Genomic DNA, 26098 nt, shown 5'->3' on the forward strand with positions numbered 1-26098 from the left:
ATGGCGTTCACGCGCGCCACCGGGAAGCATCGCCGCCCCAGCCGCATGCACCGCACCACCGCTTGCGCGGTGGGTGCCGCGGCACTCACCACCACCGGAGTCCTCGGCACTCTCGCCGCCACACCGGCCCTGGCCGCCGAGGGTCCCGCCCCCGAGGAGACCGGCCTGACCCCGGTCGTCACCATCGGTGACAGCGTCGCGGCGAAGATCGATGCCCAGGCCACCGCCCAGCGGAAGGCCGCCGAGCACAAGAAGGCCGAGGAGGCCGCGCGCAAGAAGGCCGAGGCCGCGCGCAAGAAGGCGGCCGAGCTGGCGAAGAAGGAGCGCGAGGCCAAGGAGCGCGCCGCCCGCGAGGCCGAGCGCAGGCGCCTCAACGCCTTCGTGTCGCCGATCGCCGGCTCGTACGTCTCCACCGGTTACAGGACCGGCGGCTCCCTGTGGTCGTCCGGTTCCCACACCGGCGTCGACTTCCATGCCGCGAGCGGCACCTCCGTGCACGCCGTCGGCCGCGGGACCGTCGTCCAGGCCGGCTGGGGCGGGGCCTACGGCAACCAGGTCGTGATCAGGATGGCCGACGGCCTGTACACCCAGTACGGCCATCTGTCCTCCATCGGCGTCTCGGTGGGCCAGCAGGTCGTCCCGGGCCAGCAGATAGGCCTGTCCGGCGCGACCGGCAACGTCACCGGACCGCATCTCCACTTCGAGGCACGCACCACTCCGGAGTACGGCTCCGACATCAACCCGATTCTCTACCTCCGCCGGCACGGTGTGAACGTCTGAGCGACCCACGTGGTCCTGTCCGAAAGCCCCGGCCGGTGAGGCCGGGGCTTTCGGCGTTCCAGGTGGATCGCTGTCCAAAAAATGTGGCTGGATTCCGGCCTGCCGTCGGAAATTGCCGTTCACTGGAATACAGTCGCAACGGGCGTCCGGTGCGGCGCACAGACGGGGATTCCGGCGGGATTCAGGCGGAGGTCGGTCATGCGTATTCCGGCGCACTCGGTGTGCACGGCGATCCGGGACGACATCGTCGCCGGAGTCCATGAGCGCGGCAGCCGGCTCACCGAGGAGGTCCTCGCCCGCCGCTACGGCGTCTCGCGGGTCCCCGTGCGCGAAGCCCTGCGCACCTTGGAGGCCGAGGGCTTCGTGGTGACCCGGCGGCACGCCGGGGCGTGCGTGGCGGAGCCGACCGAGCAGGAGGCGGCCGACCTGCTGGAGATGCGGCTCCTGCTGGAACCGCTGGCCGCGTTCCGGGCCGCCCAGCGGCGCACGGAGGCCCACCTGAAGGTGCTGCGGGGGCTGGTCAGGCTGGGGCAGGAGCGGGCGGGGAGCGGCGGCGGCGAGGAACTGCGGTCCCTGGGGAGCTGGTTCCACGAGACGCTCACCCAGGCCTGCGGCAGCCCGGCGCTCACCACCATGCTGACCCAGTTGCGGCACAAGATCGCCTGGATGTACTCGGTGCCGGTCCCGGCCGACCCCGTGAAGTCCTGGGCCGAGCACGGCGCCATCGCCGACGCGGTGGCGCGCGGCGACGGCGAGCGCGCGCGGGCACTGACCGCCGTGCACGCCGAGCGCGCGAGCGCCGCCCATCGCGTGAGGACTTCGCAACGTCCCGTAAACACGTCGGGTGCACGGAATTAACGCGGCGGCCGTATACAAGAAGGGCTGTTCAGCAGGGGGTATTTTTCCTTGCCCTTTTCCGTGAGTGGCATTCCGGTCTGCCGGAATTTCGCTCGGTGTGTTGCGGGATCGGTCTTTCGAGATGAGTGGGAAAGGGCGAAACCGCGCCACCCCGGACCGGGTGATGCGGTTTCAGCGTCCCGGACGGGACGTCAGCGCTCGATCGGGCCGTCAGACCGTCTCGGGAAGCTCCTCGAGTCCCTCGGAGACCAGCTTGGCCAGCCGGTCCAGGGCGGCGTCCGCGCCCTCGGCGTCGGAGGCCAGGACGACCTCCTCGCCGCCCTGGGCGCCGAGGCCGAGGACGGCCAGCATGGAGGCCGCGTTGACGGGGGTGCCGTCGGCCTTGGCGATCGTCACGGGGACACCTGCGGCCGTGGCGGCCCGGACGAAGATGGAAGCGGGGCGGGCGTGGAGGCCCTCGGCCCAGCCGACGTTGACGCGGCGTTCAGCCATGTGATGCTGCCCTTCGGGATATCAGGGTTGTCTAGACCAGTTTCCCACACGTGAGGCGTGCCCGGAGCGGCACGGTGTCCCGTCCCCGCACGCGTCGGACCGCGGCCTCGATCCGACCCGTTTCCTCGCGCGGTTCCTCCACAGACTGCCTCGCGCCGTTGTCGGACGCTAGCCGTACTCTGGGCCCCATGCAGACCTCGTCGGACCGGCATGAGTATCCCGCCCACTGGGAGGCCGACGTGGTGCTGCGCGACGGCGGCACAGCCCGGATCCGCCCCATCACCGCCCAGGACGCCGACCGCCTGGTCAGCTTCTACGAGCAGGTCTCGGACGAGTCCAAGTACTACCGCTTCTTCGCGCCCTACCCGCGTCTGTCCGCGAAGGACGTCCACCGCTTCACGCACCACGACTTCGTGGACCGGGTGGGGCTGGCGGCCACGGTCGGCGGCGAGTTCATCGCCACCGTGCGGTACGACCGCGTCGGCGCCGGTGGCGCGCCCGCCCCCGCGCCGGCCGACGAGGCGGAGGTCGCGTTCCTGGTGCAGGACGCCCACCAGGGACGAGGAGTCGCCTCGGCGCTCCTGGAACACATCGCGGCTGTCGCCCGCGAGCGCGGCATCCGCCGCTTCACCGCCGAGGTGCTGCCCGCCAACACCAAGATGATCAAAGTGTTCACCGACGCCGGGTACACCCAGAAGCGCAGCTTCGAGGACGGCGTCGTGCACCTGGAGTTCGACATCGAGCCCACGGACCGCTCCCTGGCCGTGCAGCGCGCGCGGGAGCAGCGCGCCGAGGGGCGGTCGGTACGCCGCCTGCTGGTGCCCGGCTCGGTCGCCGTCATCGGGGTGGGCCGCACCCGCGGGGGCGTGGGCCGCAGCCTCCTGGACCACATCCGCGAGGCGGGGTTCACCGGCCGGCTGCACGCCGTGAACCGCGCCTTCGGCGAGGACCGGCAGGAGATCGACGGGGTGCCCGCCCACCGGTCGGTGCGCGAGATCGGAGGACCCGTGGACCTCGCGGTCGTGGCCGTACCGGCCGAGCAGGTCCCCGAGGTCCTCACCGAGTGCGGCGAGCACGGTGTGCAGGGGCTCGTCGTGCTCTCCGCCGGATACGCGGAGAGCGGCCCCGAGGGGCGGGAGCGCCAGCGCGCACTCGTCCGGCACGCGCGCGCGTACGGCATGCGGATCATCGGGCCCAACGCCTTCGGGGTCATCAACACCTCGCCGGACGTCCGGCTGAACGCCTCCCTCGCCCCCGAGATGCCGCGTCCCGGCCGCATCGGGATGTTCGCGCAGTCCGGAGCGATCGGCATCGCGCTGCTGTCCCGGCTGCACCGGCGCGGCGGCGGCGTGACCGGCGTCACAGGAGTGTCGACCTTCGTCTCGTCCGGCAACCGGGCGGACGTCTCCGGCAACGACGTCCTGCAGTTCTGGTACGACGACCCCCACACCGACGTCGCCCTCATGTACCTGGAGTCCATCGGCAACCCGCGCAAGTTCACCCGGCTCGCCCGGCGCACGGCGGCGGTGAAACCGCTGGTCGTGGTGCAGGGCCCCGGTTCGGCCCCGCAGGGGCACACCGTCCGGGCGACGCGGCTGCCGCACGCGACGGTCTCGGCCCTGCTGCGGCAGGCGGGCGTGATTCGCGTGGACACCATCACGGAGCTGGTGGACACGGGGCTGCTGCTCGCCCGGCAGCCGCTGCCCCCCGGCCCGAGGGTGGCGATCCTGGGCAACTCCGAGTCGCTGGGCGTACTGACGTACGACCGCTGCCTCGCCGAGGGGCTGCGCCCGCAGCCGCCGCAGGACCTGACGACGGCGGCGTCCGCGGAGGACTTCCGGTCGGCGCTGTCGCGGGCGCTGGCCGACGAGACGACCGACGCGGTGGTCGTGACGGCGATACCGGCGGTGGGGGAGGGCGCCCCCGAGGACGCGGCCCTCGCCGAGGCCCTCCGCTCCGCCGCGGAGGCGACACCCGGCAAGCCGGTCCTGGTCGTCCACGTCGAGCTCGGCGGCCTCGCGGAAGCCCTGTCGGCGGCAGCCAGCACGGGCCCGCAGGCCGGCGCGCCCGGTACGGCCCCCCAGCCCGGCACGAGTGTGCGGCCCGGTCCGACCCCGAGGCCCGGCACGGACATACCGACAGACGCAGCCCCCCGCCCCGGCGCGGCAGCGCAGCCCGGGAGCGCACCCCGGCCGGGCGAGGAGGCGCTGCCCGACACCGTGTACCGGCCCGACCCGAATCGCGCGTTCCGGGCCCAAGCGTGGTTCGGTTCGGCTCCCCTGGACCACCTGGACCCCGAGACCTGCACGGGACCGAAGGCAGGCACCCACCCGCAGCCCGGCCCGGGCACCCGGAGAACGCCTTCGGCGGCACCCGGAACCACTCCCGCCACCGCACCGGGGGCACCGCCCTCCGACGGCCCCTCCGCCGCCGTTCCCACGACGGAACCCGCCCCCGCGTACAGCGCAGCGCGCTCCCTCCTCATCCCCGCCTACCCCGCCGCCGAGCGCGCCGTCCGGGCCCTCGCCGAGGCCGTCCGATACGGCCAGTGGCGCCGGGAGGCCGCCGACCCGGGCAAGGTGCCGGAGTACGACGACATCGACGAGAAGGGCGCCGCAGCGCTCGTCCACGGACTGCTCGCGCGCGGGCAGGGCCTCGCCCTCGGCACCGAGGAGACCTGCGAGCTGCTCGGCCGCTACGGCATCCACGTCCGCCGGGCCGTCCCCGCGCCCACCGCCGACACCGCCGCCGAGGCCGCCCGCTCCCTCGGCTACCCCGTCGCCCTGAAGGCCACCGCCCCGCACCTGCGCCACCGTGCAGACCTCGGCGGCGTCCGGCTGGACCTGGCCGACGAGGAGCAACTGCACCGGGCGTACTCGGAGTTGACCGAACTGTTCGGGAAGCCGGAGGAGCTGCGTCCGGTCGTGCAGACGATGGCGCCCCGGGGCGTCGACACCGTCGTACGGGCGGTCATCGACCCGGCGGCCGGCGCGGTGCTCTCCTTCGGGCTCGCCGGAGCCGCCTCCCAGCTGCTCGACGACATGGCGCACCGGCTGGTCCCGGTCACCGACCGCGAGGCCACCTCCATGATCCGGTCCATCCGGACGGCCCCTCTGCTGTTCGGCTGGCGCGGCTCCGCGCCGGTCGACACACCGGCCCTGGAAGAGCTGCTGCTGCGCGTGTCGCGGCTGGTCGACGATCATCCGGAGGTCGTGGCGGTCACCCTGGAGCCGGTCGTCGTCGCCCCGCGCGGGGTGAGCGTGCTCGGCGCGAGCGTCCGCCTGGCGCCGCCGCCCGCCCGCGACGACCTCGGCCCGCGCACGCTCCCGGCGTACTGAGCGGGATTCCGGTTCGCGGTACGGAGCGGTTCGGCGGCACCGAGCGGTGCCTCGCAGTCAGTGGGCCCCCGTAGGATGGACGGCATGGCCAAGACCAGTACGACGACCCAGGGGCTGCGGGCGGCGATCGAGCGCAGCGGTTACTACCCGGCTCTCGTGGCCGAGGCGGTGGAGGCCGCCGTGGGCGGCGAGCCCATCCGGTCGTACCTGGTCCACCAGGAGACCACCTTCGACCAGAACGAGGTGCGCCGACATGTGACGGTGCTGGTCCTCACCGACAACCGCTTCATCGTCAGCCACACCGACGAACAGGCCGCCGACAGCACCTCCCCGACGCCGTACGCCACGACGTCCACGGAGTCGGTCAAGATCGGCCGGATCTCGTCGGTCGTGGTCAGCCGGGTGGTGGCCAACCCCGAGCAGTACACGCCCGGCACCCTGCCCCGCGAGGTGGTGCTCACCATCGGCTGGGGCGCGGTATCCCGCATCGACCTGGAACCCGCCGCCTGCGGCGACCCCAACTGCGAGGCGGACCACGGCTACACGGGCAACTCGACGGCGGACGACCTGAGCCTGCGGGTGAGCGAGGCAGGGGACGGCCCCGAGACGGTGCGCCAGGCCCTGGCCTTCGCCCAGGCCATCTCCGAGGCCACCGCGGACCTGAGCCGCTGATGACCCAGTCCACCGCCTGGGACCACCCCGAACCTCTGGCCGTCGAGTCCGCACCCGTCCCCGAGTACGGCGCCGGTTCCCTCGCCGACCTGCTGCCCACGCTGGCCGCGGGCATGGGCGTGCCGGACATGACGGCCGCCATCACCGAGCTGACCCCCGTCGACCGTGCCTGCGTCTTCCTGGTCGACGGCCTGGGCTGGCAGCAGCTGCGGGCACACCCCGAGGACGCGCCGTTCCTCACCTCGCTGCTGGGCAGCTCACGCGGTGGCACCGGACGCCCGATCACCGCCGGTTACCCCGCCACCACCGCCACCTCCCTCGCCTCCGTGGGCACCGGCCTGCCCCCGGGCGCCCACGGCCTGCCCGGCTACACGGTGCGCAACCCCGCCACCGGCGAGCTGATGAACCAGCTCCGCTGGCAGCCGTACAGTGATCCGCGCTCCTGGCAGCCCTACCCCACGGTCTTCCAGCTGGCCCACCAGGCGGGTGTGCACGCCGCACAGGTGTCCTCCCCGACCTTCGAGAACACCCCGCTGACCAGGGTCGCGCTCAGCGGCGGAACGTTCCTGGGACGGCTGACCGGCGAGGACCGCATGGATCTCGCGGCCGAGCAGCTCGCGGCCGGCGACCGCGCGCTCGTCTACACGTACTACTCCGAGCTGGACGGTGCCGGCCACCGTTACGGCGTCGACTCCGACACCTGGCGCGGCCAGCTCATGGCCGTCGACCGGCTGGCCCAGCGACTGGCCGAGCAACTGCCCCCGCGCAGCGCGCTGTACGTCACCGCCGACCACGGCATGCTCGACATCCCGTTCGACGAGCAGCACCGCATCGACTTCGACGAGGACTGGGAGCTGCGCGCCGGTGTCGCCCTCCTCGGCGGCGAGGGGCGTGCCCGGCACGTGTACGCCGTGCCGGGTGCCGAGGGCGACGTGCTGTCCTGCTGGCGCGAGGTGCTGGGCGAGCAGTTCTGGGTGGCCTCCCGCGACGAGGCGGTGGCGGCGGGCTGGTTCGGACCGCGCATCGACGACCGCGTGTACGCGCGGATCGGCGACGTGGTCGCCGCGGCCCGTGACGACGTGCTGCTCATCGCCTCGGAGCGGGAACCGAAAGAGTCCTCGATGGCCGGCAACCACGGTTCGATGACCCCTGTCGAACAACTGGTCCCCCTGCTCGAAGTCCGTCCCTGAACCCGCCCCACGTCTCTCCTCCCGCACCGCAGTATCCGCCGACCTCACCGAAAGGTGCCCGACCTCCCATGCCCGAGCTGGTGTTCTTCTCCGGAACGATGGACTGCGGGAAGTCGACACTGGCTCTCCAGATCGAGCACAACCGTTCGGCGCGTGGTTTGCAGGGCCTGATCTTCACGCGGGACGACCGCGCGGGCGAGGGCAAGCTGTCCTCACGCCTGGGTCTGGTGACGGAGGCCGTGGAGGCAAAGCCGGAGATGGATCTGTACGTCTACGTCGTGGACGCGCTCTCCCACGGCGGCAAGGTCGACTACGTGATCGCCGACGAGGCGCAGTTCCTCGCCGTGGAGCAGATAGACCAGCTGGCACGCGTCGTGGACGACCTGGAACTGGACGTCTTCGCGTTCGGCATCACCACCGACTTCCGCACGAAGCTCTTCCCCGGCTCGCAGCGCCTGATCGAGCTGGCGGACCGGATCGAGACGCTCCAGGTGGAGGCGATGTGCTGGTGCGGCGCGCGTGCCACGCACAACGCCCGTACCGTGGGCGGCCGCATGGTGGTGGAGGGCGAGCAGGTCGTCGTCGGAGACGTCAACAGGCAGGCCGCGGAGGTCGGCTACGAGGTGCTGTGCCGCCGCCACCACCGCAGGCGGATGACGAGCGCGGCCGCACGGGCGGCGGCTCTCTCGCCGGACGTTCTGCCCGTGTCACCCTCTTGAGGGACGCGTCCGGTCAAGGCGAGTGACGGAACTGCCCCACACGGGTGACGGGTCCGGTCACTGTGTGTCCGAGACCAGCGCGAAGCGGGCGCCCTCGGGGTCCGCGACCATGGCCACCCGGCCGTGAGCGGTGTCCCTGGCGGGGGCGAGGACCTGTCCGCCGAGCCCGGCCAGGCGTTCGGCCGCGGCGTCGGCGTCGGCGACCGCGAAGTACGTCACCCAGTGCGGGCCGCGGTCACGGGGCAGGGCTTGGCCCAGGCCGTGGATCCCGGCGACCGGACGGCCGTCGAGGCACAGCGTCGCACGGTCGGAGCCGGGCCCGGACTCTGGCCCCGACCCGGACCCGGGTCCGGAGTCCGTCGCGCCGGCGGACGTCGACGACCGCCGGACCTCGTGGCCGAAGACCGTCTCGTAGAACTTGGCGACGGTGGCGGTCTCAAAGGTGCGCAGCTCGTTCCAGATGGGCGTCCCGGGCGCGCCGTCGAGGTCGGCGCCGAGGTGCGTCGCGGCCTGCCACACGCCGAAGACGGCGCCCGCGGGATCGGAACCGATCGCCAGGCGTCCGGCGTCGCCCGCGTCCAGCGGCCCGACTCCGATCGTGCCGCCGCACGACCGTACCGTTTCAGCCGTCAGGTCCACGTCGTCCGAGGCGAGATACGGTGTCCAGGTGATGGGCAGATAGCGGTCCGGCGGCAACCGGCCGATGCCCGCCACCTCCCGGCCGTCCAGCAGCGCCCGTACATAGGGGCCCAGTTGGTGGGGGCCCGGCCGGAACTCCCAGCCGAAGAGCTCCCCGTAGAAGGTCCGGGTCGCGGCCATGCCGTGGACCATCAGGCTCACCCAGCAGGGCGTACCGGGCGTGTACCGCGTGTGTGCCCGGCGGCTGTCGCCCGCCGACTCCGGTGCCTCGGTCATCGTCACTCTCTTCTCGGCCTCGCGATGGCCGCGTCGATTCCGCTCCCGGACCCGAGCCGATGCTCGCGCCGCCCCACAGCGGTTCCCGGCCCGGAGCATGCCCGGTCCGCGGTGTCCCGCCCGTTTCGGTGCGCTTTCCGACAGGTGCCGATCGGCTGTACAGCATGTGGCCGATCCCATACGGGTCGTGACCGGACCTGTCCGGGCGAGCACATTAGTCGGACCTGGACGCGGCGGCCACCCCGTGCGCGAGGATGGTGGTCATGAACGCCATCATCTTTGCATCCGACCTGGCGAGCGCCCTGGCTGGGCCGAACCCGCCGGTGCTCCTGGACGTCCGCTGGCAGCTCAGCGTGGCCAAGGCGGGCGGTGAGCCGCCCTTCGACGGGCGCGCCGCCTACGAGTCCGGGCACATCCCCGGAGCCGTCTATGTCGACCTGGACCGCGAACTGGCCTCCGCCCCGGGCCCGAACGGCCGTCATCCGCTGCCCGATGTCCAGGAGTTCGGCGCCGCGATGCGCCGCGCGGGGGTCGGCGCCGGCCGTCCCGTCGTCGTGTACGACGGCGGTCAGAGCTGGGCGGCGGCCCGTGCGTGGTGGCTGCTGCGCTGGACGGGGCACCCCGATGTCCGGGTCCTGGACGGAGGGTTGGTCGCCTGGGAGGGGTCGCTGGAGACCGCCGTGCCCGAGCCTGCCGAGGGGGACTTCGCACCGACGCCGGGTGCCGTGGCGCTGCTCGACGCCGACGGGGCCGCGACGCTGGCCCGGGCCGGGGTGCTCTTCGACGCGCGCGCGGGGGAGCGGTACCGCGGGGAGGTGGAGCCGATCGACCCGGTGGGCGGCCACATTCCGGGAGCGGTCTCGGCGCCGACGACCGAGAACGTCGGTCCGGACGGGCGCTTCCTGCCCGCGGCGGAACTCCAGGCGCGGTTCGAGACGCTGGGCGCGACCGACGGCAAGGACGTGGGCGTCTACTGCGGTTCGGGCGTCTCCGCCGCCCACGAGGCACTGGCACTGGCCGTGGCGGGGATTCCGGCGGCTCTGTACGTCGGTTCGTGGTCGGAGTGGTCCGCCGACCCGTCCCGCCCGGTGGCGGTCGGCCCGGACCCGGAGTAGCGACCGGACGATCCGACGATCCGAGGACCCGACGAACGAACGACCTGTCCGTCCGGACGGCTGGACGTTCGGAGAGCAGGAGCTTCGGACAGCCGGACGTCCGAACGGTCCGCGGGCGCCCGGCGGGCGGTCCCCCGAAGCGGGCAGCCGACCGGCGTGCGGCGAGCTGGGGCCGACAGAAGGAGGGCCGGCCGCCCAGGGGCGGCCCTCCTCGCGCCGTACGGAGCCTTCTGCCCTGCTCCTACTCCTGCTTCTTGCGGCGGGTGCCGAACACGATTTCGTCCCAGCTCGGGACGGCGGCGCGACGGCCGGGCCGGACGCCGTCCGCCTCGGCCTGGCGGTCGGTGGCGCCGATGAGCCGGTCGCGGTGGCTGCCGACGGAGCGCGGCATGAGCACGTCCGCGTAGGCGGATCCGGCTCCGGCGGAGGCCGCGGGGGCGGGGGGTTCCTCCACCGCCGTCTCCTGGTCGGGTTCCGCCGCGGGCTCCGGCGTGCGCTCCGGCACCACCAGATCCCCGCGGAAGCTCGGCACCGCCTCCAGCAGGCTGGTCAGCGAGTCGCGTTCGCCCGTGCTCTCCTCGGGCGGTTCCGTAGCCTGCGCCGGCAGAGCGAGACGTTCCCGGTCGCGGTCGAAGGAGCGGTCGCGCGGCAGTCGGGCGATGCGCGGCACGAACGGGAAGCTCGGCTCCGGGGCCCCGAGGTCGTCGGACTCGCCGATCAGGGCGCGCGCCTCGTCGTCGACCGCCTGCACCAGGCGCCGCGGCGGGTCGTAGGTCCAGCTCGCCGAGTGCGGTTCGCCCGCGACCCGGTAGACCAGCAGGACCTCCCAGGTGCCGTCGTCGCGGCGCCAGGAGTCCCACTGGACGGTCTCCTTCTCGGCGCCGCGCAGCAACAGCCGCTCCTGGACGGCCTCGCCGAGCAGCGGGCCGGAGTTCTCGCCGGGACGGCGGACCGGGGTCTTGCGGGCCCGCTCCGCCATGAAGGCACGCTCGGCGAGCACGGGACCCTCGAAGCGCCGTACCCGGTCCACGGGGATGCCGGCGAGCTGGGCGACCTCTTCCGCGGTCGCACCGGCTCGTATACGCGCCTGGATGTCACGGGGGCGGAGATGGCTCTCCACCTCGATCTCGATCTGGCCGAGGCGAGGACGGTCGCCGCGTACGGCGGCGCGGAGCCGTTCGTCGATCGGAAGCGTGTACTCCGTGCTGTCCGCAGCCTTCAGCACCAGCCGTGTGCCGTCATTGGAGACGGCCACGACACGCAGTTCGGGCATGGGGACCTCCCGGGTGGTGCCTGCCGACGTCACGTGCGTCGCTGCTTCCGCTAGTCGAGTGTGGCCTGCCCGGGTGCAGCCTGCCACAACCTTGCCGAGTTGCCCGGCGTGTCGGGCGCGGGCCCTGGATCGCCGTTATGGCACGGTTACCTGTTCACAACGCTCAGTGACCAACACCGTCACCCTGTGCAACCAGCCCCCTCCCGGCGGTCCAGCAAGGCCCCGGACGCCCTGGCGGGAGACCGGACCCAGGGTTCGCAACAGTACTCCATTTGGACCACGTGCGTGGATTGGCGCGCCGCCCAACTTCTGGCAACGGGCGGGACTTGATCCTCCCTGACCGTTTTAATCGATCACGAACGTGGCGTACTTCACGGAATCACCAGAAACGGAACCAGCGGTTTCGATCGTACGTCCCGTTGTTGTGCAGTCGACCCAACACGCCCCGAAGGCCCGGCTGTGCGTGGGTGCGTACAGGACGGGCAGGCAAAGCTCGGTTATGCGTGAAAGGTCTGACTCCGCCGCGCCCAAGGGGAGTTGACGTCCGGCACCGTCCACCGGGTCCGGAGCTGGAAGCGGCCCGTGGTCGCGGCCGCCCTCGCCCTCGGGGTCACCGTGGCCGGCGTCACACCGCCCGCGGCCGGGACGGGCAGCACCGCCGGAACCGGTGCCCCGGCCCCGGCGCCCAGCGCGTCCGTTACGACCCCAACACCCTCCGCAAGTAGTCGTTCTGGAACAGACGTTCTGGGTCCAGCCGGTCCCGCAGCGCCATGAACTCGTCGAAGCGCGGATAGACCCCGGCGAAGTACTCCGCGTCCCTGGTGTGGATCTTGCCCCAGTGCGGCCGGCCCTCGTGCGCGGTGAAGATGCGCTCCGCGGCGGTGAAGTAGCGCTGGTAGGGCGTGCCCCGGAACATGTGGACCGCGACGTACGCGCTCTCCCGGCCCGAGGCGGTGGACAGGGTGATGTCGTCGGCGGGTGCCGTGCGCACCTCCACCGGGAAGCTCACCCGCAGATCGGAGCTGTCCACCATCGCCTTCAACTCGCGCAGTGTGTCGGGGAGGGCCGCGCGCGGCACGGCGTACTCCATCTCCACGAACCGCACCCGGCGTGGAGAGGTGAAGACCTTGTAGGGGATGTCGGTGTACGTCCGCGCGGACAGTGCCCGGCTGGACACCCGGGCGATCGCGGGGATGGCGGCGGGCGCCGCGAGGCCCACCCAGTTGGCGACCTGGAAGACGCCGTTGGAGAGGAACTCGTCCTCGAACCAGCCCGACCACCGCCCCACCGGTGCCTCCGGGCCGGCGCTGCGGTTGTTGCGCTTGGTGTTGGTGCTGCCGGTGTGCGGGAACCAGTAGAACTCGAAGTGCTCGTTCTCCGCCCAGAGCTGGTCGAACTCGGCGAGCACCTTCTCCAGGGGCATCGGCTCCTCGCGGGCGGTGAGGAGGAAGAGCGGCTCGACGGCGAAGGTGATCGCCGTGACGATGCCCAGTGCGCCCAGGCCGATCCGCGCGGCCGCGAAGACCTCGGGGTTCTCCTTGTCGGAACAGGCGAGCACCGAGCCGTCCGCCGTGACCAGTTCCAGGCCCTTGATCTGGGCGGCGATCGACGCGGACTCGCGGCCGGTGCCGTGGGTGCCGGTGCCGGTCGCCCCGGACACCGTCTGCTCCATGATGTCGCCCATGTTGGTGAGGGACAGTCCCTCGCGCGCGAGCGCCGTGTTGAGCCTCTTGAGCGGGGTGCCGGCCTCCACCGTGACCGTCATGGCGTCGCGGTCGATGATGCGGATACCGGTCAGGAGCTGAGGGCGGATCAGGACGCCGTCGGTGGCGGCGATGGACGTGAAGGAGTGCCCGGTGCCGACGGCCTTCACCGTCAGGCCGTCCTCGGCGGCCCGCCGGACCGCCGCCGCCACCTCCTCGACCGAGGCGGGTGCGACCTCCCGCGCGGGACGGGCGCCCACGTTGCCGCCCCAGTTACGCCACGTGCCGTTCTTCGCGCTCGCTGTGCTGCCCAACGGAGCCTCCCCGACCCGGAGCCGGCCTGCTGAGCCGGCGGTACCCGAGGAAACCCACCGCGACCGCGACGGCCCCGGACACCGCCGGCACCCCGTACCCGGCCCGCGCGCCGGCCGCGTCGATCACCCAGCCGGCCACCGACGAACCGACCGCGACCCCGACCGCGAGCCCGGTGCTCACCCAGGTCATGCCCTCGGTCAGGTGCGCGCGTGGTACGTGCTCCTCGACGAGGGCCATCGTCGTGATCATGGTGGGAGCTACGGACAGGCCCGCGACGAACAGCGCCACGGCCAGAAACGGCAGGTTTCCGACCAGTAGGAGGGGGATCATACTCACGGCCATCGCACATATGCCCAGCACCCAGCGGCGGGCGGGCGCCCCGGACGGCCGCAGCAGGCCGAAGAGCACGCCGGCCGTGCAGGAGCCCGCCGCGTACACCGCGAGGACGACGCTCGCCGCACCCTTGTGCCCCCGCTCGTCGGCGAACGCCACGGTGACCACGTCGACCGCCCCGAAGATCGACCCGGTGGCCACGAACGTGCCCACCAGCACCTGAAGTCCGCGCGAGCGCAGTGCCGAGCCGCCGTCGTGGTGCTCGCGCGAGTGGGGCTTCGGCTCGGTGGCCCGCTGCGAGGTCAGCCAGAAGACCCCGACGGCCAGGAAACACGCGGCGAGCAGCGGCCCCGCCTCCGGGAACCACGCCGTGGACAGTCCGATGGAGACGATCGGCCCGAGGATGAAGCAGACCTCGTCCACCACCGACTCGAACGAATAGGCGGTGTGCAGCTGCGGGGTTCCGCGGTACAGCGCCGCCCAGCGCGCACGGACCATCGCGCCCAGGGAAGGCACCGAACCGATCCCGGCGGCGCACAGGAACAGCGCCCAGTCCGGCCACCGGCAGTACGCGGCGAGCAGCAGCCCCGCCGCCGCGGTCAGCGCGACCAGCGTGGCCGGCCGCAGCACGCGGCGCTGCCCGTACCGGTCGACCAGCCGCGATATCTGCGGCCCGAGCACGGCGGCGGCCAGCGCGATGGTGGCCGACAGCGCGCCCGCGAGCCCGTAGCGCCCGGTGAGCTGGGAGATCATCGTGACCACGCCGATGCCCATCATCGACAGCGGCATACGGCCGATGAACCCCGCGGCGGAGAAGCCCTTGGAGTCTGGGGCGGCGAACAGGGCGCGGTAGGGGCTGGGCACGGGAGGTCTCCGGGGGCGGTAAGGCGCGTAGATGGCTGATACAGCTTACGGAGTCGGTGGGCCCGTCGCACACACCTGCGAGACGGCCTCGGCGCGCACGCCATGCGGGTCGGGATCCCGGCTGTCGGCACCGGGTGGCAGGATCGAGGCATGCCAGACGCGCTCGATGCCACTCCGTACGACGCCCTGCTCCTGCTCTCGTTCGGCGGCCCGGAGGGGCCGGACGACGTGGTCCCGTTCCTGGAGAACGTGACACGTGGCCGCGGCATCCCGAAGGAACGCCTGAAGGAAGTCGGACAGCACTACTTCCTGTTCGGCGGGGTCAGTCCCATCAACGGCCAGAACCGCGCCCTGCTGGACGCCCTGCGCAAGGACTTCGCCGACCACGGCCTGGACCTGCCGGTCTACTGGGGCAACCGCAACTGGGCGCCGTACCTCACCGACACCCTGCGGGACATGGTCCGTGACGGCCGCCGTCGCATCCTGGTCCTGGCCACCAGCGCCTACGCCTCCTACTCGGGCTGCCGCCAGTACCGCGAGAACCTCGCCGACTCGCTGGCCGCCCTGGAGGCCGAGGGCCTTCAGCTGCCCCGGATCGACAAGCTGCGGCACTACTTCAACCACCCCGGCTTCGTCGAACCCATGATCGACGGTGTGCTGGAATCCCTCGCGGACCTGCCCGAGGACGTCCGCGACGGCGCCCACATCGCCTTCACCACCCACTCGATCCCGACGTCGGCGGCCGACACCTCCGGCCCCGTCGCCGACCACGGCGACGGCGGGGCCTACGTCCGTCAGCACCTGGACGTGGCCCGGCTGATCGCCGACGCGGTCCGCGAGCGCACCGGTGTCGACCACCCCTGGCAGCTCGTCTACCAGTCCCGCTCCGGCGCCCCGCACATCCCGTGGCTGGAACCGGACATCTGCGACCACCTGGAAGACCGCCACGGCGCGGGCGCCTCGGCGGTCGTCATGGCGCCCATCGGCTTCGTCTCCGACCACATGGAGGTTCTCTACGACCTCGACACGGAGGCCAAGGCCAAGGCGGAGGAGCTGGGCCTGCCGGTGCGCCGCTCGGCCACGGTCGGCGCCGACCCGAGGTTCGCCGCCGCGATCCGCGACCTGGTTCTGGAGCGCGCCGCGGTGGAGCGCGGCGGGCAGGTCACGCCGTGCGCCCTGGGCGCCCTCGGGGCGAGCCACGACGTCTGCCCGGTGGGCTGCTGCCCGGCCCGTGCCCCCCGCCCCGCTGCCGCGGGCGCCGACAGTCCGTACGCGTGAGGACCACCGTGACCGACTCCCTGCACACCGAACTGCTCCAGTTCGCCCTCCAGGCCGCCGCCCGCGCGGGTGCGCTGCTGAAGGACGGCAGGCCGGCCGACCTCGCGGTCGCCGCCACCAAGTCCAGTCCGATCGACGTCGTCACCGAGATGGACATCGCCGCCGAGAAACTGATCACCGGCCTGATCTCCGACCGGCGCCCCGACGACGGCTTCCTCGGCGAGGAGGGCGCCTCCACCGAGGGCACCAGCGGCATCCGCTGGGTGATCGACCCGCTCGACGGGACGGTGAACTACCTCTACGGCCTGCCGACCTGGGCCGTTTCCATCGCGGCCGAGCAGGACGGCGAACCCGTCGTCGGAGTCGTGACGGCCCCCATGCGCGGTGAGACGTTCCACGCGGTACGCGGCCGGGGAGCGTGGGCCACCGGGGCCTGGGCCGGGGAGCGCAAGCTGGCCTGCCGTCCCGCTCCGCCCCTGGACCAGGCCCTGATCTCCACCGGCTTCAACTACGTCGCCGAGGTCCGCGTCCACCAGGCGGACGTCGCCCGTCGCCTGATCCCGCTGGTGCGCGACATCCGGCGTGGCGGCTCGGCCGCGATCGACCTGTGCGACGTGGCCACGGGCCGCCTCGACGGCTACTACGAGCGGGGCCTGAACCCCTGGGACTACTCCGCGGGCGACCTGATCGCCCGCGAGGCCGGCGCCCGCACCGGCGGCCGTCCCGGACAGCGTCTGTCCCGCGAGCTGACGGTCGCGGCCGGCCCGGGGGTCTTCGAGCCCCTCCAGACCCTCCTGGAGGACTTCGGCGCCTGGCACGACGGCGTCTGAGGGCTCGTCCCGGGGCACCCGGGCCCTTCGGTCCGCCTGCCGTGCGAGCGAACGGGGCCCCCGGCGCCGAGCGCCGGGGGCCCCGTTCGTGCGCGGTCGCTCGACCACACGCGGATCAGACGCCGGACACGCCGACCTCCACACCGTGTTCGGCGGCGAGGCGGCGCAGGTCGTCCAGTTCGCCCAGCTCCACCTCGACGAGGAAGTCGTCGCCCTCGTCACGAGCCCGCGTCAGGTCGGACTCGGTCGCCTTTATGCGCTGCAGAAGTCCTGCCGTGAATGCGTCCATGCTGCGCCCCCTCGTCCTGGGTCGTGGGTCGGTGGCACGGGGGTGTGCCGTTCGGAAGGGGCGATCACGTCTCCAGTAGGTGCCCAGCGCTGCCCTGCTGGGCGGCGACGGTGCCGGACACCCACGCCCACTCTGCGGATCGATCGCGGGGTACCGCATGGTCGTGCGGCACATGCAGAGCGTGATCGCGGGGTGTAAAGCGGTCCTCCCCCGGCTCCCTCCCGCGGAAACCTGAACCGCGGAAGAAAATTCGGTATTCCCATCCCCTTCGTCCCTCCCGGGCCCGGCCCTCGGCCCCGCACGGTCCCGTCCGCGGACCGTCGTCTCCCCGGCTTACAGCCGACTTACGGCCGAAAAGGGCAGGATGGAGACACACCCATGAAGACCCCTGCCCGCGTGCGCCCGAGCGGCGTCACGCGGGTGGACACAGGAAGGACAAGCGACGTGCGCGTACTCGTCGTCGAGGACGAGCAGCTGCTCGCCGATGCGGTGGCCACCGGACTGCGCCGGGAGGCCATGGCCGTCGACGTCGTGTACGACGGTGCGGCCGCCCTGGAGCGCATCGGCGTCAACGACTACGACGTGGTCGTCCTCGACCGCGACCTCCCGCTGGTGCACGGCGACGACGTCTGCCGCAAGATCGTCGAGCTCGGCATGCCCACGCGCGTGCTGATGCTCACCGCGTCGGGCGACGTCAGCGACCGTGTGGAGGGCCTGGAGATCGGCGCCGACGACTACCTGCCCAAGCCGTTCGCGTTCAGCGAGCTCACGGCACGCGTGCGTGCCCTCGGCCGGCGCACCAGTGTGCCCCTGCCGCCCGTTCTGGAGCGTGCCGGCATCAAGCTGGACCCCAACCGCCGCGAGGTCTTCCGCGACGGCAGGGAGGTCCAGCTGGCGCCGAAGGAGTTCGCCGTCCTGGAGGTCCTCATGCGCAGCGAGGGCGCGGTCGTCTCGGCCGAGCAGCTGCTGGAGAAGGCCTGGGACGAGAACACGGACCCGTTCACCAACGTCGTGCGGGTGACCGTGATGACCCTGCGCCGCAAGCTGGGCGAGCCCCCGGTGATCGTCACGGTGCCCGGCTCCGGCTACCGGATCTGATCCGCCGTGGCCGCGACACCCGCGCCGCCCCAGGCGCCCCCCAAACCCACGTGGGACCCCAGAAGGCCGGAGCCGCCCTTCCCGTGGCTGCGCCCCACCATCCGGATACGGCTGACGCTGCTGTACGGCGGCATGTTCCTGATCGCGGGCATCCTGCTGCTGTCGATCATCTACCTGCTGGCCGCCCAGGCGCTCAACGTGGGCAGCGAACTGCCCTTCAAGATCGTCGAGGGCAGCGTCACCAGCTCCATCTGCAATTTCCCGGACAAGGCCTCGCCCAGCGAGTTCAACAGCGCCATGAACGCCTGCGTGAACCAGCAGCGTCAGCACGCCCTGGACGACCTGCTGAGCCGCTCGCTGCTCGCGCTGCTGGGCCTAGCGGTGATCGCCTTCGCCTTCGGCTACGCCATGGCGGGCCGCGTGCTGTCGCCGCTCGGCCGGATCACCCGGACCGCCCGCGCGGTGGCCGGTTCCGATCTGTCCCGGCGGATCGAGCTGGACGGCCCGGACGACGAGCTGAAGGAGCTCGCGGACACCTTCGACGACATGCTCGAACGGCTGCAGCGGGCCTTCACCGCCCAGCAGCGTTTCGTCGGCAACGCCTCGCACGAGCTGCGCACTCCGCTGGCGATCAACCGCACCCTTCTGGAGGTGCACCTGTCCGACCCGAACGCCCCGGTGGAGCTTCAGCAGCTCGGCAAGACGCTGCTGGCCACCAACGAGCGCAGCGAGCAGCTCGTCGAGGGCCTGCTGCTGCTCGCCCGCAGCGACAACCAGATCGTCGAGCGCAAGCCGGTGGACCTGGCCGAGGTGGCCACGCAGGCCATCGACCAGGTGCACGGGGAGGCGCAGGCGAAGGGGGTCGAGATCTGCGGGGCGCGCAAGCCCGCCGTGGTCCAGGGCAACGGCGTGCTGCTGGAGCGGATCGCGCTGAACCTGGTCCAGAACGCGGTCAGGTACAACGTGGCGGAAGACGGCTGGGTGGAGGTCGACACGGATGTCGAGCACGGCCAGGCGGTGCTGGTGGTCACGAACACCGGGCCGGTGGTGCCGGCGTACGAGATCGACAACCTCTTCGAACCGTTCCGGCGGCTGCGCAACGAGCGCACCGGCAGCGACAAGGGCGTCGGACTGGGCCTGTCGATCGCGCGCTCGGTGGCGCGGGCGCACGGCGGCCACATCTCGGCCCAGCCGCGCGAGGGAGGCGGACTCGTGATGCGCGTCACCCTGTCGGTCTGAGAGCATGGCCCGGTAGCGCCCCGCCGAGGCGCCCAGCCTGAAGGATGTTCGCTTTGCGCGGAATTTTCGGGCGACAGCCGGAGTTGTCTCCTGTGTGATCGATCACATGCGCGGATTTCCGGCCATCTACTCTGCGTGATCATGAGCAGGGCTGAAAGCCGGGAAAGTCCCGGTTTTCAAGGGTCCTGATCACGGGAAGTACACGGTGAGACCGCTTTGAACTGCGTCGATCGAACCGTGTACGGTCCCCATCGCCATCCAAGCCGATCACTCATGAGGAGTCCGGTTGGGTGTCGATTGAGTAACAGACCTTGATGTGAGGCAAAATCTCCGCCTCGAGGCGGGCACAAGTCCGGCCTCTCACGCGTTACGTGCGCTGGAGACACCGCAGACACCCAGAGGGGGAGAGCGACATGGCAACCGATTACGACACCCCACGCAAGACCGACGACGACGTCGACTCGGACAGCCTGGAGGAGCTGAAGGCTCGGCGGAACGACAAGTCGACCTCCTCCGTGGACGTCGACGAGTTCGAGGCCGCCGAAGGCCTTGAACTGCCCGGGGCCGACCTCTCGAACGAGGAGCTGGCCGTCCGGGTACTGCCCAAGCAGCAGGACGAGTTCACCTGCATGAGCTGCTTCCTGGTGCACCACCGCAGTCAGCTGGCCCGCGAGAAGAACGGCCAGCCGATCTGCCGCGACTGCGACTGAGGCGGGGTCGGCCGTGACCGGCTCGACCCCTCCTTGGAAGCGCCGCTTCCCCCGCAGGGGAGCGGACTCGGGGCCGCAGGACGGCTCCCACGGCGCGCGTGACCACGAGCGAGGCCCATCCCGTCCGTCCGACCGGACAGATGCCACGGCATCGACGGGATCGGCCTCGCTCGAGCAGGTTCGCGGGGATGCCCCCGTCGCCGCGGTGGAAAAGGCGGCGGAAGGGGGCGCGCCCGTCGCCCGGCGGCGGGCCGCCGCGATCCGCAGCAGAGCCCGACAGGCGGCCAGGACCGGCGTCCGCATGAGCGGGAGCCGCGCCAAGGCGGCACTGGGGCACCTCGCCGACCGGATCATCGAGATCGCCCCGAGGGTCCCCGTGCGCGATCTCGCCACGCTTCGCCGGCAGTTCCCGGGCCTGGGGCCCGAGCAGCTCGCCGACAGGCTGGTGGCCGCGGCGGCCAACGGGACCTCGACGATCGGAGCGGGGATCGGCGCTGCCGCGATGCTGCCGTTGCCGCCCGCGATGCCGACCGAACTGGCCACGGAGATCACCGGCGTCGCCGCGGTCGAGCTCAAGCTGATCGCCGAACTCCACGAGGTCTACGGGGTGCGGCCCCCGGGGAACCTCAGGCTCCGTAGCACCGCGTATCTGTCCTCCTGGTCGGGGGAGCGCGGGATCGACGTGATGAAGCCGTCCACGGTCGACGCGGCCCTCGGTGGCCACATGAAGCGTCAGCTGCGCCAGCAGATCATGAAGCGCATGGTGCGCGACCTGCCGAACCTGATGCCGTTCCTGGTGGGCGCGGCCGTCGGCGCCGTCATCAACCGGCGCGACACCAAGAAGCTCGCGGCCCGCGTCCGCGCGGACCTGCGCAAGATCCAGGTCCCGTGGGAGGACCTGCCCGCGCTGCCGCCGCTGGAGACCCCCCAGAGCCCCTTGCCGGTGGCGGGAGCCACCGGGGCTGCCCACGACGCCACCGCACCCGGCCACGACGCCGCGGGGGACGGCCACGACACCACGGGGGACGGCGGGCCCCACCCGCGCTGAATCGCCCATCGAGGTTCCCGCGCGCCCGCGGAGCTTCTCCGGCGCGGACCCGACGAGGAACCCGCCCGGACCCGACGAGGCCGCCTACGCGACCCCGGGCGCCGCCGCCCGCGCCGCCCGCAGCGCCTCCGCCAGACGCTGCGGCTCACGCGTCGACAGGTACAGGTACGGCGTCGGGTCGTCCGGGTCGGTGACCTCCACGCGCAGCGCGGTGGGGATGTAGGCGCGCAGCAGCAGGAAGGCTCGGGTGTCCGCCTTGTAGGTGCGCCAGGCGCGAGCCTCCTCCGCGTCCAGGATCTCCGCCTCGCCCAGCGCCGTGACCGGCACCTTCGCCTCGCCCGCGATCAGCGAGCCGCCCACGACACGGATGCGGACGGAGCCGTAGGAGCTGGCCGTGATCGCCGCGACGGCGGTGCCGCCGACCAGGCCGCCGAGCATCGGCAGGGCCCCGAAGGGCAGGAGGATCAGAGCACACGAGACGCCGATGAGGAAACTGATCAGCCACCAGGAGCGAGGCGCGGTGAGACGTTCTTCGTACGGCTGGGCGGAGAGCTGCATGAAGCTAGCTTGGCACGGTGTCGGCGACTGCTTCGGGCGCGGGTAAGGTCTGCGCCTGTGAGTGGTAGTTCCGCAGCTCTTCAGCCCCCCGCCGGCGCCGTCGAACCCGTGCGGCATCCCGAGGCCCCCGCACCCGGTGAACTCCTCGGCTCGCACTACGACGAGTGCTTCGGGTGCGGCGGTTCGCAGCCGCACGGGCTGCACCTCCAGGCCCGGGCCGGGGAGGGCGTCAGCATCACCGCCGAGTTCACCGTGCAGCCGGCCCACCAGGGCGCGCCGGGCCTCGCCCACGGCGGGGTCCTGGCGACCGCCCTCGACGAGACCCTCGGCTCGCTGAACTGGCTGCTACGGACCATCGCCGTCACCGGACGGCTGGAGACCGACTTCCTGCGGCCGGTGCCCGTCGGCACCACGCTGTATCTGGAGGCCGAGGTCACCGCGGTGGCGGGCCGGAAGATCTACTCGAGGGCCACCGGCCGCGTCGGCGGCCCGGACGGGCCGGTCGCGGTCCGCGCGGAGGGCCTGTTCATCGAGGTGAAGGTCGATCACTTCGTTCAGCACGGCCGCGACGAGGAGATCCAGGCCGCCATGAACGACCCGGACCAGGTCCGCCGGGCTCGCGCCTTCGAGGTGAACCCGTGAGCCCGGGGACTCCCGCGAGCCCTGTGGGCGCCGGCGGCCGTGAGCCCCTGGACGTGCTGATCCGGCGCGTCGACCCCGACGTACCGCTTCCGGCGTACGAGCACCCCGGTGACGCGGGTGCCGATCTTCGCACCACCGTGGCCTGCGAGCTGGCGCCCGGGGAGCGGGCCGTGCTGCCCACGGGTGTGTCTGTCGCGCTCCCCGAGGGGTACGCGGCCTTCGTGCACCCACGATCCGGCCTCGCCGCCCGGTGCGGTGTCGCCCTCGTGAATGCCCCGGGGACGGTTGATGCCGGGTACCGTGGGGAGATCAAGGTGATCGTGGTGAATCTCGACCCGCGCGAGTCCGTGCGGTTCGAGCGCTTCGACCGGATTGCCCAACTGGTCGTCCAGCAGGTCGAGAGGGTCCGCTTCCAGGAGGTCGCGGAGCTTCCCGACTCGGCGCGGGCCGAGGGGGGCTTCGGGTCCACCGGTGGCCACGCCGCGGTGGACGGCGTGAGCGGCACAAGCGGTCGGGCCGCCATGGGCGGTCGGACGGGTGGGAATCGATACGCTTCGGTCGTATCCGACCGGGAAGGACAGTGACGTGTTCGGACGTCGCAAGAAGAAGGGTGCCGCCGAGGACGCGGCCGGCGAGGCCGAGCAGGTCGTCGACAGCGTCGACACCGAGGCGGACGAAGCGGAGGAAGAGGCCGAGCGCGAGCGGGTGAGGCTCGAGCCCGAACCGCGGCCCGACGGGCCCTGGGACAGCTCCGAGGTGCGCGACCCGGGCGAGGGCCGGGTCGACCTCGGAGGACTGTTCGTACCGGGTGTCGACGGCATGGAGCTGCGGGTGGAGGTCGCGGGTGACGCGATCGTCGCGGCGACCGTCGTCCTGCGGGACAGCGCCGTCCAGTTGCAGGCCTTCGCCGCGCCCAAGCGCGAGGGCATCTGGGGCGAGGTGCGCGAGGAGATCGCCACCGGCATCACCCAGCAGGGCGGCATCGTCGACGAGGTCGAAGGACCGCTGGGCTGGGAGCTGCGCGCCCAGGTACCGGTCCAGCTGCCGGACGGCACCGGAGGCTTCCAGGTCGTACGGTTCGTCGGTGTGGACGGCCCCCGCTGGTTCCTGCGCGGGGTGATCTCGGGACAGGGCGCGGTGCAGCCGCAGGCGGCCGGACTGCTCGAGCAGATCTTCCGGGACACGGTCGTGGTCCGCGGCGAGGGCCCGATGGCGCCTCGCGACCCGATCGTCCTGAAGCTGCCGAACGACGCCCAGATGGTGCCCGAGGGTGTCCAGCAGGACGAGGGCCAGTCCCGCTTCGCGGGCGGCATGGGACAGCTGCAGCGCGGCCCGGAGATCACCGAGGTGCGCTGAACGGTCACGCGGGGGCCGCACTCCTCGAGGTGCGGCCCTTCGCCGTGTGCGGGGGCCGGTGCGACGGTCTCCCGGACGGAGGATCCGGGTGCGGAACCATCGCGGGGCGCCGCGCGTTGTCATACCGAGGGATTGAAGGGGCAGGTGCTGGTCGTGATACTGGCGCACGGTCCACGGGGGACCAGAGCGGGGGAGAGCAGATGAGCCAGGTCGTCACCGAGACCATGGTGCGCGTGGAGAACGTCCACAAGTCCTACGGGCAGGCGGAGTCCGCCGTGCACGCCCTGCGCGGGGTCTCCTTCGAGGTGCCGCGGGGCGAACTCGTGGCTCTCAAGGGGCGCTCCGGCTCCGGCAAGACCACCCTGCTCAACATCGTGGGCGGCCTCGACGAGCCGGACCGGGGCAGCGTCCACGTCGACGGCCGCGACCTCTCCGAGCTGGGTGAGGACGGGCTGCTCGCCCTGCGCAGGGACCGCGTCGGCTTCGTCTTCCAGTCGTTCGGGCTCATCCCCATCCTGACGGCCGCCGAGAACGTCGGCGTCCCGATGCGGCTGCGGCGCGCCGACCCGCGGGAGCGGGAGGAGCGCGTGGAGCTGCTGTTGTCGCTCGTCGGCCTGGCCGACCACGCCAGGCAGCGGCCCGGCGAGCTCTCCGGCGGCCAGCAGCAGCGCGTCGCCATCGCCCGCGCCCTGGCCAACGACCCCGCCCTGCTGATAGCCGACGAGCCGACGGGCCAGTTGGACGCGGAGACCGGCCTCGCCGTGATGGAGCTGCTGCGCGCAGTCGTCCACAGCCAGCAGGTGACCGCGCTCGTCGCCACGCACGATCTGAACCTGCTGGACCTCGCCGACCGGGTCCTGGAGCTCCGCGACGGCGAGATAGTCGAGCACTGAGCCGCCGGTTCGGCCGAGCCCCGCACTCAGCCGCACAACCACCGTCGAGGCGGACAACAGCGCCGCCGGTCGGCTTTCCGTTCCGCGTGCCCTACGCCCGCGTCGTCTCTCCGGGCGCGGGACCCGCTTCGCCGGGATCAGTGCGCCGGAAGCCGGAAGCCGCAGGCCGACCCGTCGCATCCCGACCACTCCGTGACCGAGCCCGGACGGGGCGACCGCTTCGAACGGTGACGGCGGTCGGGGTGAGCGCAGTTACGGCGCTGTTGGCGTGCACCGGTACGCTTCAGTTATGGGTGCTGTTCCTCGTTCCGAAAAGCCGGTCGGCCGGTTCCGGCGCATGCTCGACCGGCTCTCCTCCTCGCAGGAGGACCTGGAGTCCGAGGAGCTGCGGGAGGATGCCGACACCACGGGCTGTACGCGTATCTGTGACTGCAACGACCGGCAGGTCGTCACTGTTACTGGTACCTTGCGCACGGTCACCCTGCGTCCACGTGCGGGCGTCCCGGCCCTGGAGGCCGAGCTGTTCGACGGCTCCGCGGCACTGGACGTGGTCTGGCTCGGCAGGCGCTCCATCGTCGGGATAGAACCGGGGCGCAAGCTGATCGCATCGGGCCGGATCTCGATGAGCCGGGGCCGCCGGGTGCTTTTCAACCCCAAGTACGAACTGCGACCCCTCGGACGGGAGTAGCCCGTGACGTCACTCGACAAGCCGACCGAAGAGACGACCGCCGGTGATGAGGCGAGGGCGGTGACGGAGGCCGCGCTGTTCGAGGCGTTCGGCGGAGTGCGGGGCATGGTGGAGACCGTCCTGCCCGGTCTGCTCTTCGTCACCATCTACACGATCGACAAGGACCTGCACTGGTCGGCGATCGCCGCGCTCGTGGTCTCCCTGGTGCTGGTCGCGGTCCGGCTGGCGCGGCGGGACACCGTCAAGCACGCCTTCAGCGGCGTCTTCGGCGTGGCGTTCGGTGTGGTCTTCGCGATGATGACCGGCAACGCCAAGGACTTCTACCTGCCGGGCATGCTCTACACGCTGGGCCTGGGCCTCGCGTACATCGTCACCACGCTCGCCGGCGTCCCGTTGATCGGCCTGATCCTCGGCCCGGTCTTCAAGGAGAACCTCTCCTGGCGCACCCGCAATCCGGGCCGCAAGAAGGCGTACGCGAAGGCCAGCTGGGCGTGGGGCCTGATCCTGCTCGCCAAGTGCGCGATCCTCTTCCCGCTGTACTGGTGGGCGGACACCACGCAGCTCGGCTGGGTCCTGATCACCCTCAAGATCCCGCCGTTCCTGCTGGCGGTCTACCTGACCTGGCTCTTCCTGGCCAAGGCACCCGCCCCCATCGACGTGTTCGCGGAGATGGAGGCGGAGGAGAAGGCCGAGGAGGAGCGCAAGGCCGCCCTGGCGGCCCAGCGCGGCGACACCCCGGGCGGGGCGAGCAGCCCCGGCGGCGGCCGTCACCGGCGATAGCCCTTCGGCGACCGGGCAGCCGGTCGGTGGCCTCAGCGCCGACCGTGACGGGTGCTCGCCGCTACGGAGCGCCACCGTCACGGAGCGCCACCGTCACGGAACGACAGCGAAGGGGCGCCCGG

At 72.1% G+C, this 26098-nt stretch carries 26 protein-coding genes; 19 read left to right on the forward strand and 7 right to left on the reverse strand.

All coding sequences use genetic code 11. From position 1 onward, the window contains the following. Both ACWDUZ_RS19495 and ACWDUZ_RS19500 read left to right on the forward strand, forming a co-directional pair. Positions 1–780 (forward strand): M23 family metallopeptidase, encoded by a 780-nt coding sequence (locus ACWDUZ_RS19495; RefSeq protein ID WP_451633031.1) that lies wholly within the window; start codon positions 1–3, stop codon positions 778–780. 198 nt (positions 781–978) lie between these two features. Next, a complete protein-coding gene (locus ACWDUZ_RS19500; protein WP_451633032.1) occupies positions 979–1638 on the forward strand; it encodes a GntR family transcriptional regulator in 660 nt (219 codons plus the stop codon). Between the two features lie 210 nt (positions 1639–1848). Here the strand turns inward: ACWDUZ_RS19500 and ACWDUZ_RS19505 are convergent, their stop codons facing one another. Then, positions 1849–2130, reverse strand: a complete 282-nt coding sequence (locus ACWDUZ_RS19505) for an HPr family phosphocarrier protein (protein ID WP_030171859.1) — start codon at positions 2128–2130, stop codon at positions 1849–1851. A 188-nt stretch (positions 2131–2318) separates the two neighbouring features. Here ACWDUZ_RS19505 and ACWDUZ_RS19510 point away from each other — a divergent pair, with 188 nt between their 5' ends. The 4 genes from ACWDUZ_RS19510 (at position 2319) to ACWDUZ_RS19525 (ending at position 8049) form a co-directional block, all read left to right on the forward strand. Continuing rightward, positions 2319–5468, forward strand: coding sequence for a GNAT family N-acetyltransferase (locus tag ACWDUZ_RS19510; protein WP_451633033.1), 3150 nt, complete (start codon positions 2319–2321; stop codon positions 5466–5468). A gap of 75 nt (positions 5469–5543) precedes the next feature. Beyond that, positions 5544–6140: a DUF5998 family protein gene (locus ACWDUZ_RS19515; RefSeq protein WP_451633054.1), complete on the forward strand. Its 597-nt coding sequence runs from the start codon at positions 5544–5546 to the stop codon at positions 6138–6140. Beyond that, positions 6140–7330: an alkaline phosphatase family protein gene (locus ACWDUZ_RS19520; RefSeq protein ID WP_451633034.1), complete on the forward strand. Its 1191-nt coding sequence runs from the start codon at positions 6140–6142 to the stop codon at positions 7328–7330. Before ACWDUZ_RS19515 ends, ACWDUZ_RS19520 begins: the two co-directional genes overlap by 1 nt. A 68-nt stretch (positions 7331–7398) precedes the next feature. Then, positions 7399–8049 (forward strand): thymidine kinase, encoded by a 651-nt coding sequence (locus tag ACWDUZ_RS19525; protein WP_451633035.1) that lies wholly within the window; start codon positions 7399–7401, stop codon positions 8047–8049. 57 nt (positions 8050–8106) lie between these two features. On the opposite strand, the gene ACWDUZ_RS19530 is transcribed toward ACWDUZ_RS19525, so the two are convergent. Next, positions 8107–8964, reverse strand: coding sequence for a VOC family protein (locus ACWDUZ_RS19530; RefSeq protein ID WP_451633036.1), 858 nt, complete (start codon positions 8962–8964; stop codon positions 8107–8109). 263 nt (positions 8965–9227) lie between these two features. Between ACWDUZ_RS19530 and ACWDUZ_RS19535 the strand changes: the two genes are divergently transcribed. Continuing rightward, positions 9228–10079, forward strand: a complete 852-nt coding sequence (locus tag ACWDUZ_RS19535; RefSeq protein ID WP_451633037.1) for a sulfurtransferase — start codon at positions 9228–9230, stop codon at positions 10077–10079. A 241-nt stretch (positions 10080–10320) separates the two neighbouring features. On the opposite strand, the gene sepH is transcribed toward ACWDUZ_RS19535, so the two are convergent. The 3 genes from sepH to ACWDUZ_RS19550 all read right to left on the reverse strand — a co-directional run bounded on the left by sepH (position 10321) and on the right by ACWDUZ_RS19550 (position 14567). Then, positions 10321–11352, reverse strand: coding sequence for a septation protein SepH (sepH, locus tag ACWDUZ_RS19540; RefSeq protein WP_451633038.1), 1032 nt, complete (start codon positions 11350–11352; stop codon positions 10321–10323). A gap of 697 nt (positions 11353–12049) precedes the next feature. Next, the gene (locus tag ACWDUZ_RS19545; protein WP_451633039.1) at positions 12050–13369 is read right to left on the reverse strand and encodes a D-arabinono-1,4-lactone oxidase; all 1320 of its coding nucleotides are present in this window, start codon (positions 13367–13369) and stop codon (positions 12050–12052) included. Continuing rightward, complete coding sequence (locus ACWDUZ_RS19550) at positions 13329–14567, reverse strand: MFS transporter (protein ID WP_451633040.1); 1239 nt, start codon at positions 14565–14567, stop codon at positions 13329–13331. Before ACWDUZ_RS19550 ends, ACWDUZ_RS19545 begins: the two co-directional genes overlap by 41 nt. Before the next feature lie 150 nt (positions 14568–14717). Between ACWDUZ_RS19550 and ACWDUZ_RS19555 the strand changes: the two genes are divergently transcribed. Further along, positions 14718–15845, forward strand: a complete 1128-nt coding sequence (locus tag ACWDUZ_RS19555) for a ferrochelatase (RefSeq protein ID WP_451633041.1) — start codon at positions 14718–14720, stop codon at positions 15843–15845. A gap of 8 nt (positions 15846–15853) precedes the next feature. Continuing rightward, positions 15854–16675: an inositol monophosphatase family protein gene (locus ACWDUZ_RS19560; protein WP_451633055.1), complete on the forward strand. Its 822-nt coding sequence runs from the start codon at positions 15854–15856 to the stop codon at positions 16673–16675. Between the two features lie 115 nt (positions 16676–16790). Here the strand turns inward: ACWDUZ_RS19560 and ACWDUZ_RS19565 are convergent, their stop codons facing one another. Continuing rightward, positions 16791–16964, reverse strand: coding sequence for a hypothetical protein (locus ACWDUZ_RS19565; RefSeq protein WP_181446635.1), 174 nt, complete (start codon positions 16962–16964; stop codon positions 16791–16793). A gap of 444 nt (positions 16965–17408) precedes the next feature. Here ACWDUZ_RS19565 and ACWDUZ_RS19570 point away from each other — a divergent pair, with 444 nt between their 5' ends. The 4 genes from ACWDUZ_RS19570 to ACWDUZ_RS19585 all read left to right on the forward strand — a co-directional run bounded on the left by ACWDUZ_RS19570 (position 17409) and on the right by ACWDUZ_RS19585 (position 21059). Beyond that, positions 17409–18062, forward strand: a complete 654-nt coding sequence (locus ACWDUZ_RS19570; RefSeq protein WP_028424348.1) for a response regulator transcription factor — start codon at positions 17409–17411, stop codon at positions 18060–18062. Between the two features lie 6 nt (positions 18063–18068). Continuing rightward, positions 18069–19301, forward strand: a complete 1233-nt coding sequence (locus tag ACWDUZ_RS19575; RefSeq protein ID WP_451633042.1) for a sensor histidine kinase — start codon at positions 18069–18071, stop codon at positions 19299–19301. 413 nt (positions 19302–19714) lie between these two features. Beyond that, positions 19715–20011, forward strand: coding sequence for a DUF4193 domain-containing protein (locus ACWDUZ_RS19580; RefSeq protein WP_003997302.1), 297 nt, complete (start codon positions 19715–19717; stop codon positions 20009–20011). 13 nt (positions 20012–20024) lie between these two features. After that, on the forward strand, positions 20025–21059 hold the full coding sequence (locus ACWDUZ_RS19585; protein ID WP_451633043.1) for a hypothetical protein: 1035 nt from the start codon (positions 20025–20027) through the stop codon (positions 21057–21059). 84 nt (positions 21060–21143) lie between these two features. On the opposite strand, the gene ACWDUZ_RS19590 is transcribed toward ACWDUZ_RS19585, so the two are convergent. Further along, positions 21144–21617 carry a DUF3093 domain-containing protein gene (locus ACWDUZ_RS19590; protein ID WP_451633044.1) on the reverse strand — a complete coding sequence of 158 codons (474 nt, stop codon included), beginning with the start codon at positions 21615–21617 and terminating at the stop codon, positions 21144–21146. 57 nt (positions 21618–21674) lie between these two features. On the opposite strand from ACWDUZ_RS19590, the gene ACWDUZ_RS19595 reads away from it, so the two are divergent. The 6 genes from ACWDUZ_RS19595 to ACWDUZ_RS19620 all read left to right on the forward strand — a co-directional run bounded on the left by ACWDUZ_RS19595 (position 21675) and on the right by ACWDUZ_RS19620 (position 25976). Beyond that, complete coding sequence (locus tag ACWDUZ_RS19595) at positions 21675–22259, forward strand: PaaI family thioesterase (protein WP_451633045.1); 585 nt, start codon at positions 21675–21677, stop codon at positions 22257–22259. Between the two features lie 47 nt (positions 22260–22306). After that, a complete protein-coding gene (dut, locus tag ACWDUZ_RS19600; protein ID WP_451633056.1) occupies positions 22307–22843 on the forward strand; it encodes a dUTP diphosphatase in 537 nt (178 codons plus the stop codon). A 1-nt stretch (position 22844) separates the two neighbouring features. After that, positions 22845–23615 carry a DUF3710 domain-containing protein gene (locus tag ACWDUZ_RS19605; protein ID WP_358865823.1) on the forward strand — a complete coding sequence of 257 codons (771 nt, stop codon included), beginning with the start codon at positions 22845–22847 and terminating at the stop codon, positions 23613–23615. A 200-nt stretch (positions 23616–23815) separates the two neighbouring features. Further along, positions 23816–24508: an ABC transporter ATP-binding protein gene (locus tag ACWDUZ_RS19610; RefSeq protein WP_451633046.1), complete on the forward strand. Its 693-nt coding sequence runs from the start codon at positions 23816–23818 to the stop codon at positions 24506–24508. Between the two features lie 289 nt (positions 24509–24797). Continuing rightward, positions 24798–25196, forward strand: a complete 399-nt coding sequence (locus tag ACWDUZ_RS19615) for an OB-fold nucleic acid binding domain-containing protein (protein WP_451633047.1) — start codon at positions 24798–24800, stop codon at positions 25194–25196. Between the two features lie 3 nt (positions 25197–25199). Next, positions 25200–25976 carry a DUF3159 domain-containing protein gene (locus ACWDUZ_RS19620; RefSeq protein ID WP_451633048.1) on the forward strand — a complete coding sequence of 259 codons (777 nt, stop codon included), beginning with the start codon at positions 25200–25202 and terminating at the stop codon, positions 25974–25976. The last annotated feature ends 122 nt before the right edge of the window (positions 25977–26098 follow it).

It is taken from the genome of Streptomyces sp. NPDC003393 (assembly GCF_053589015.1).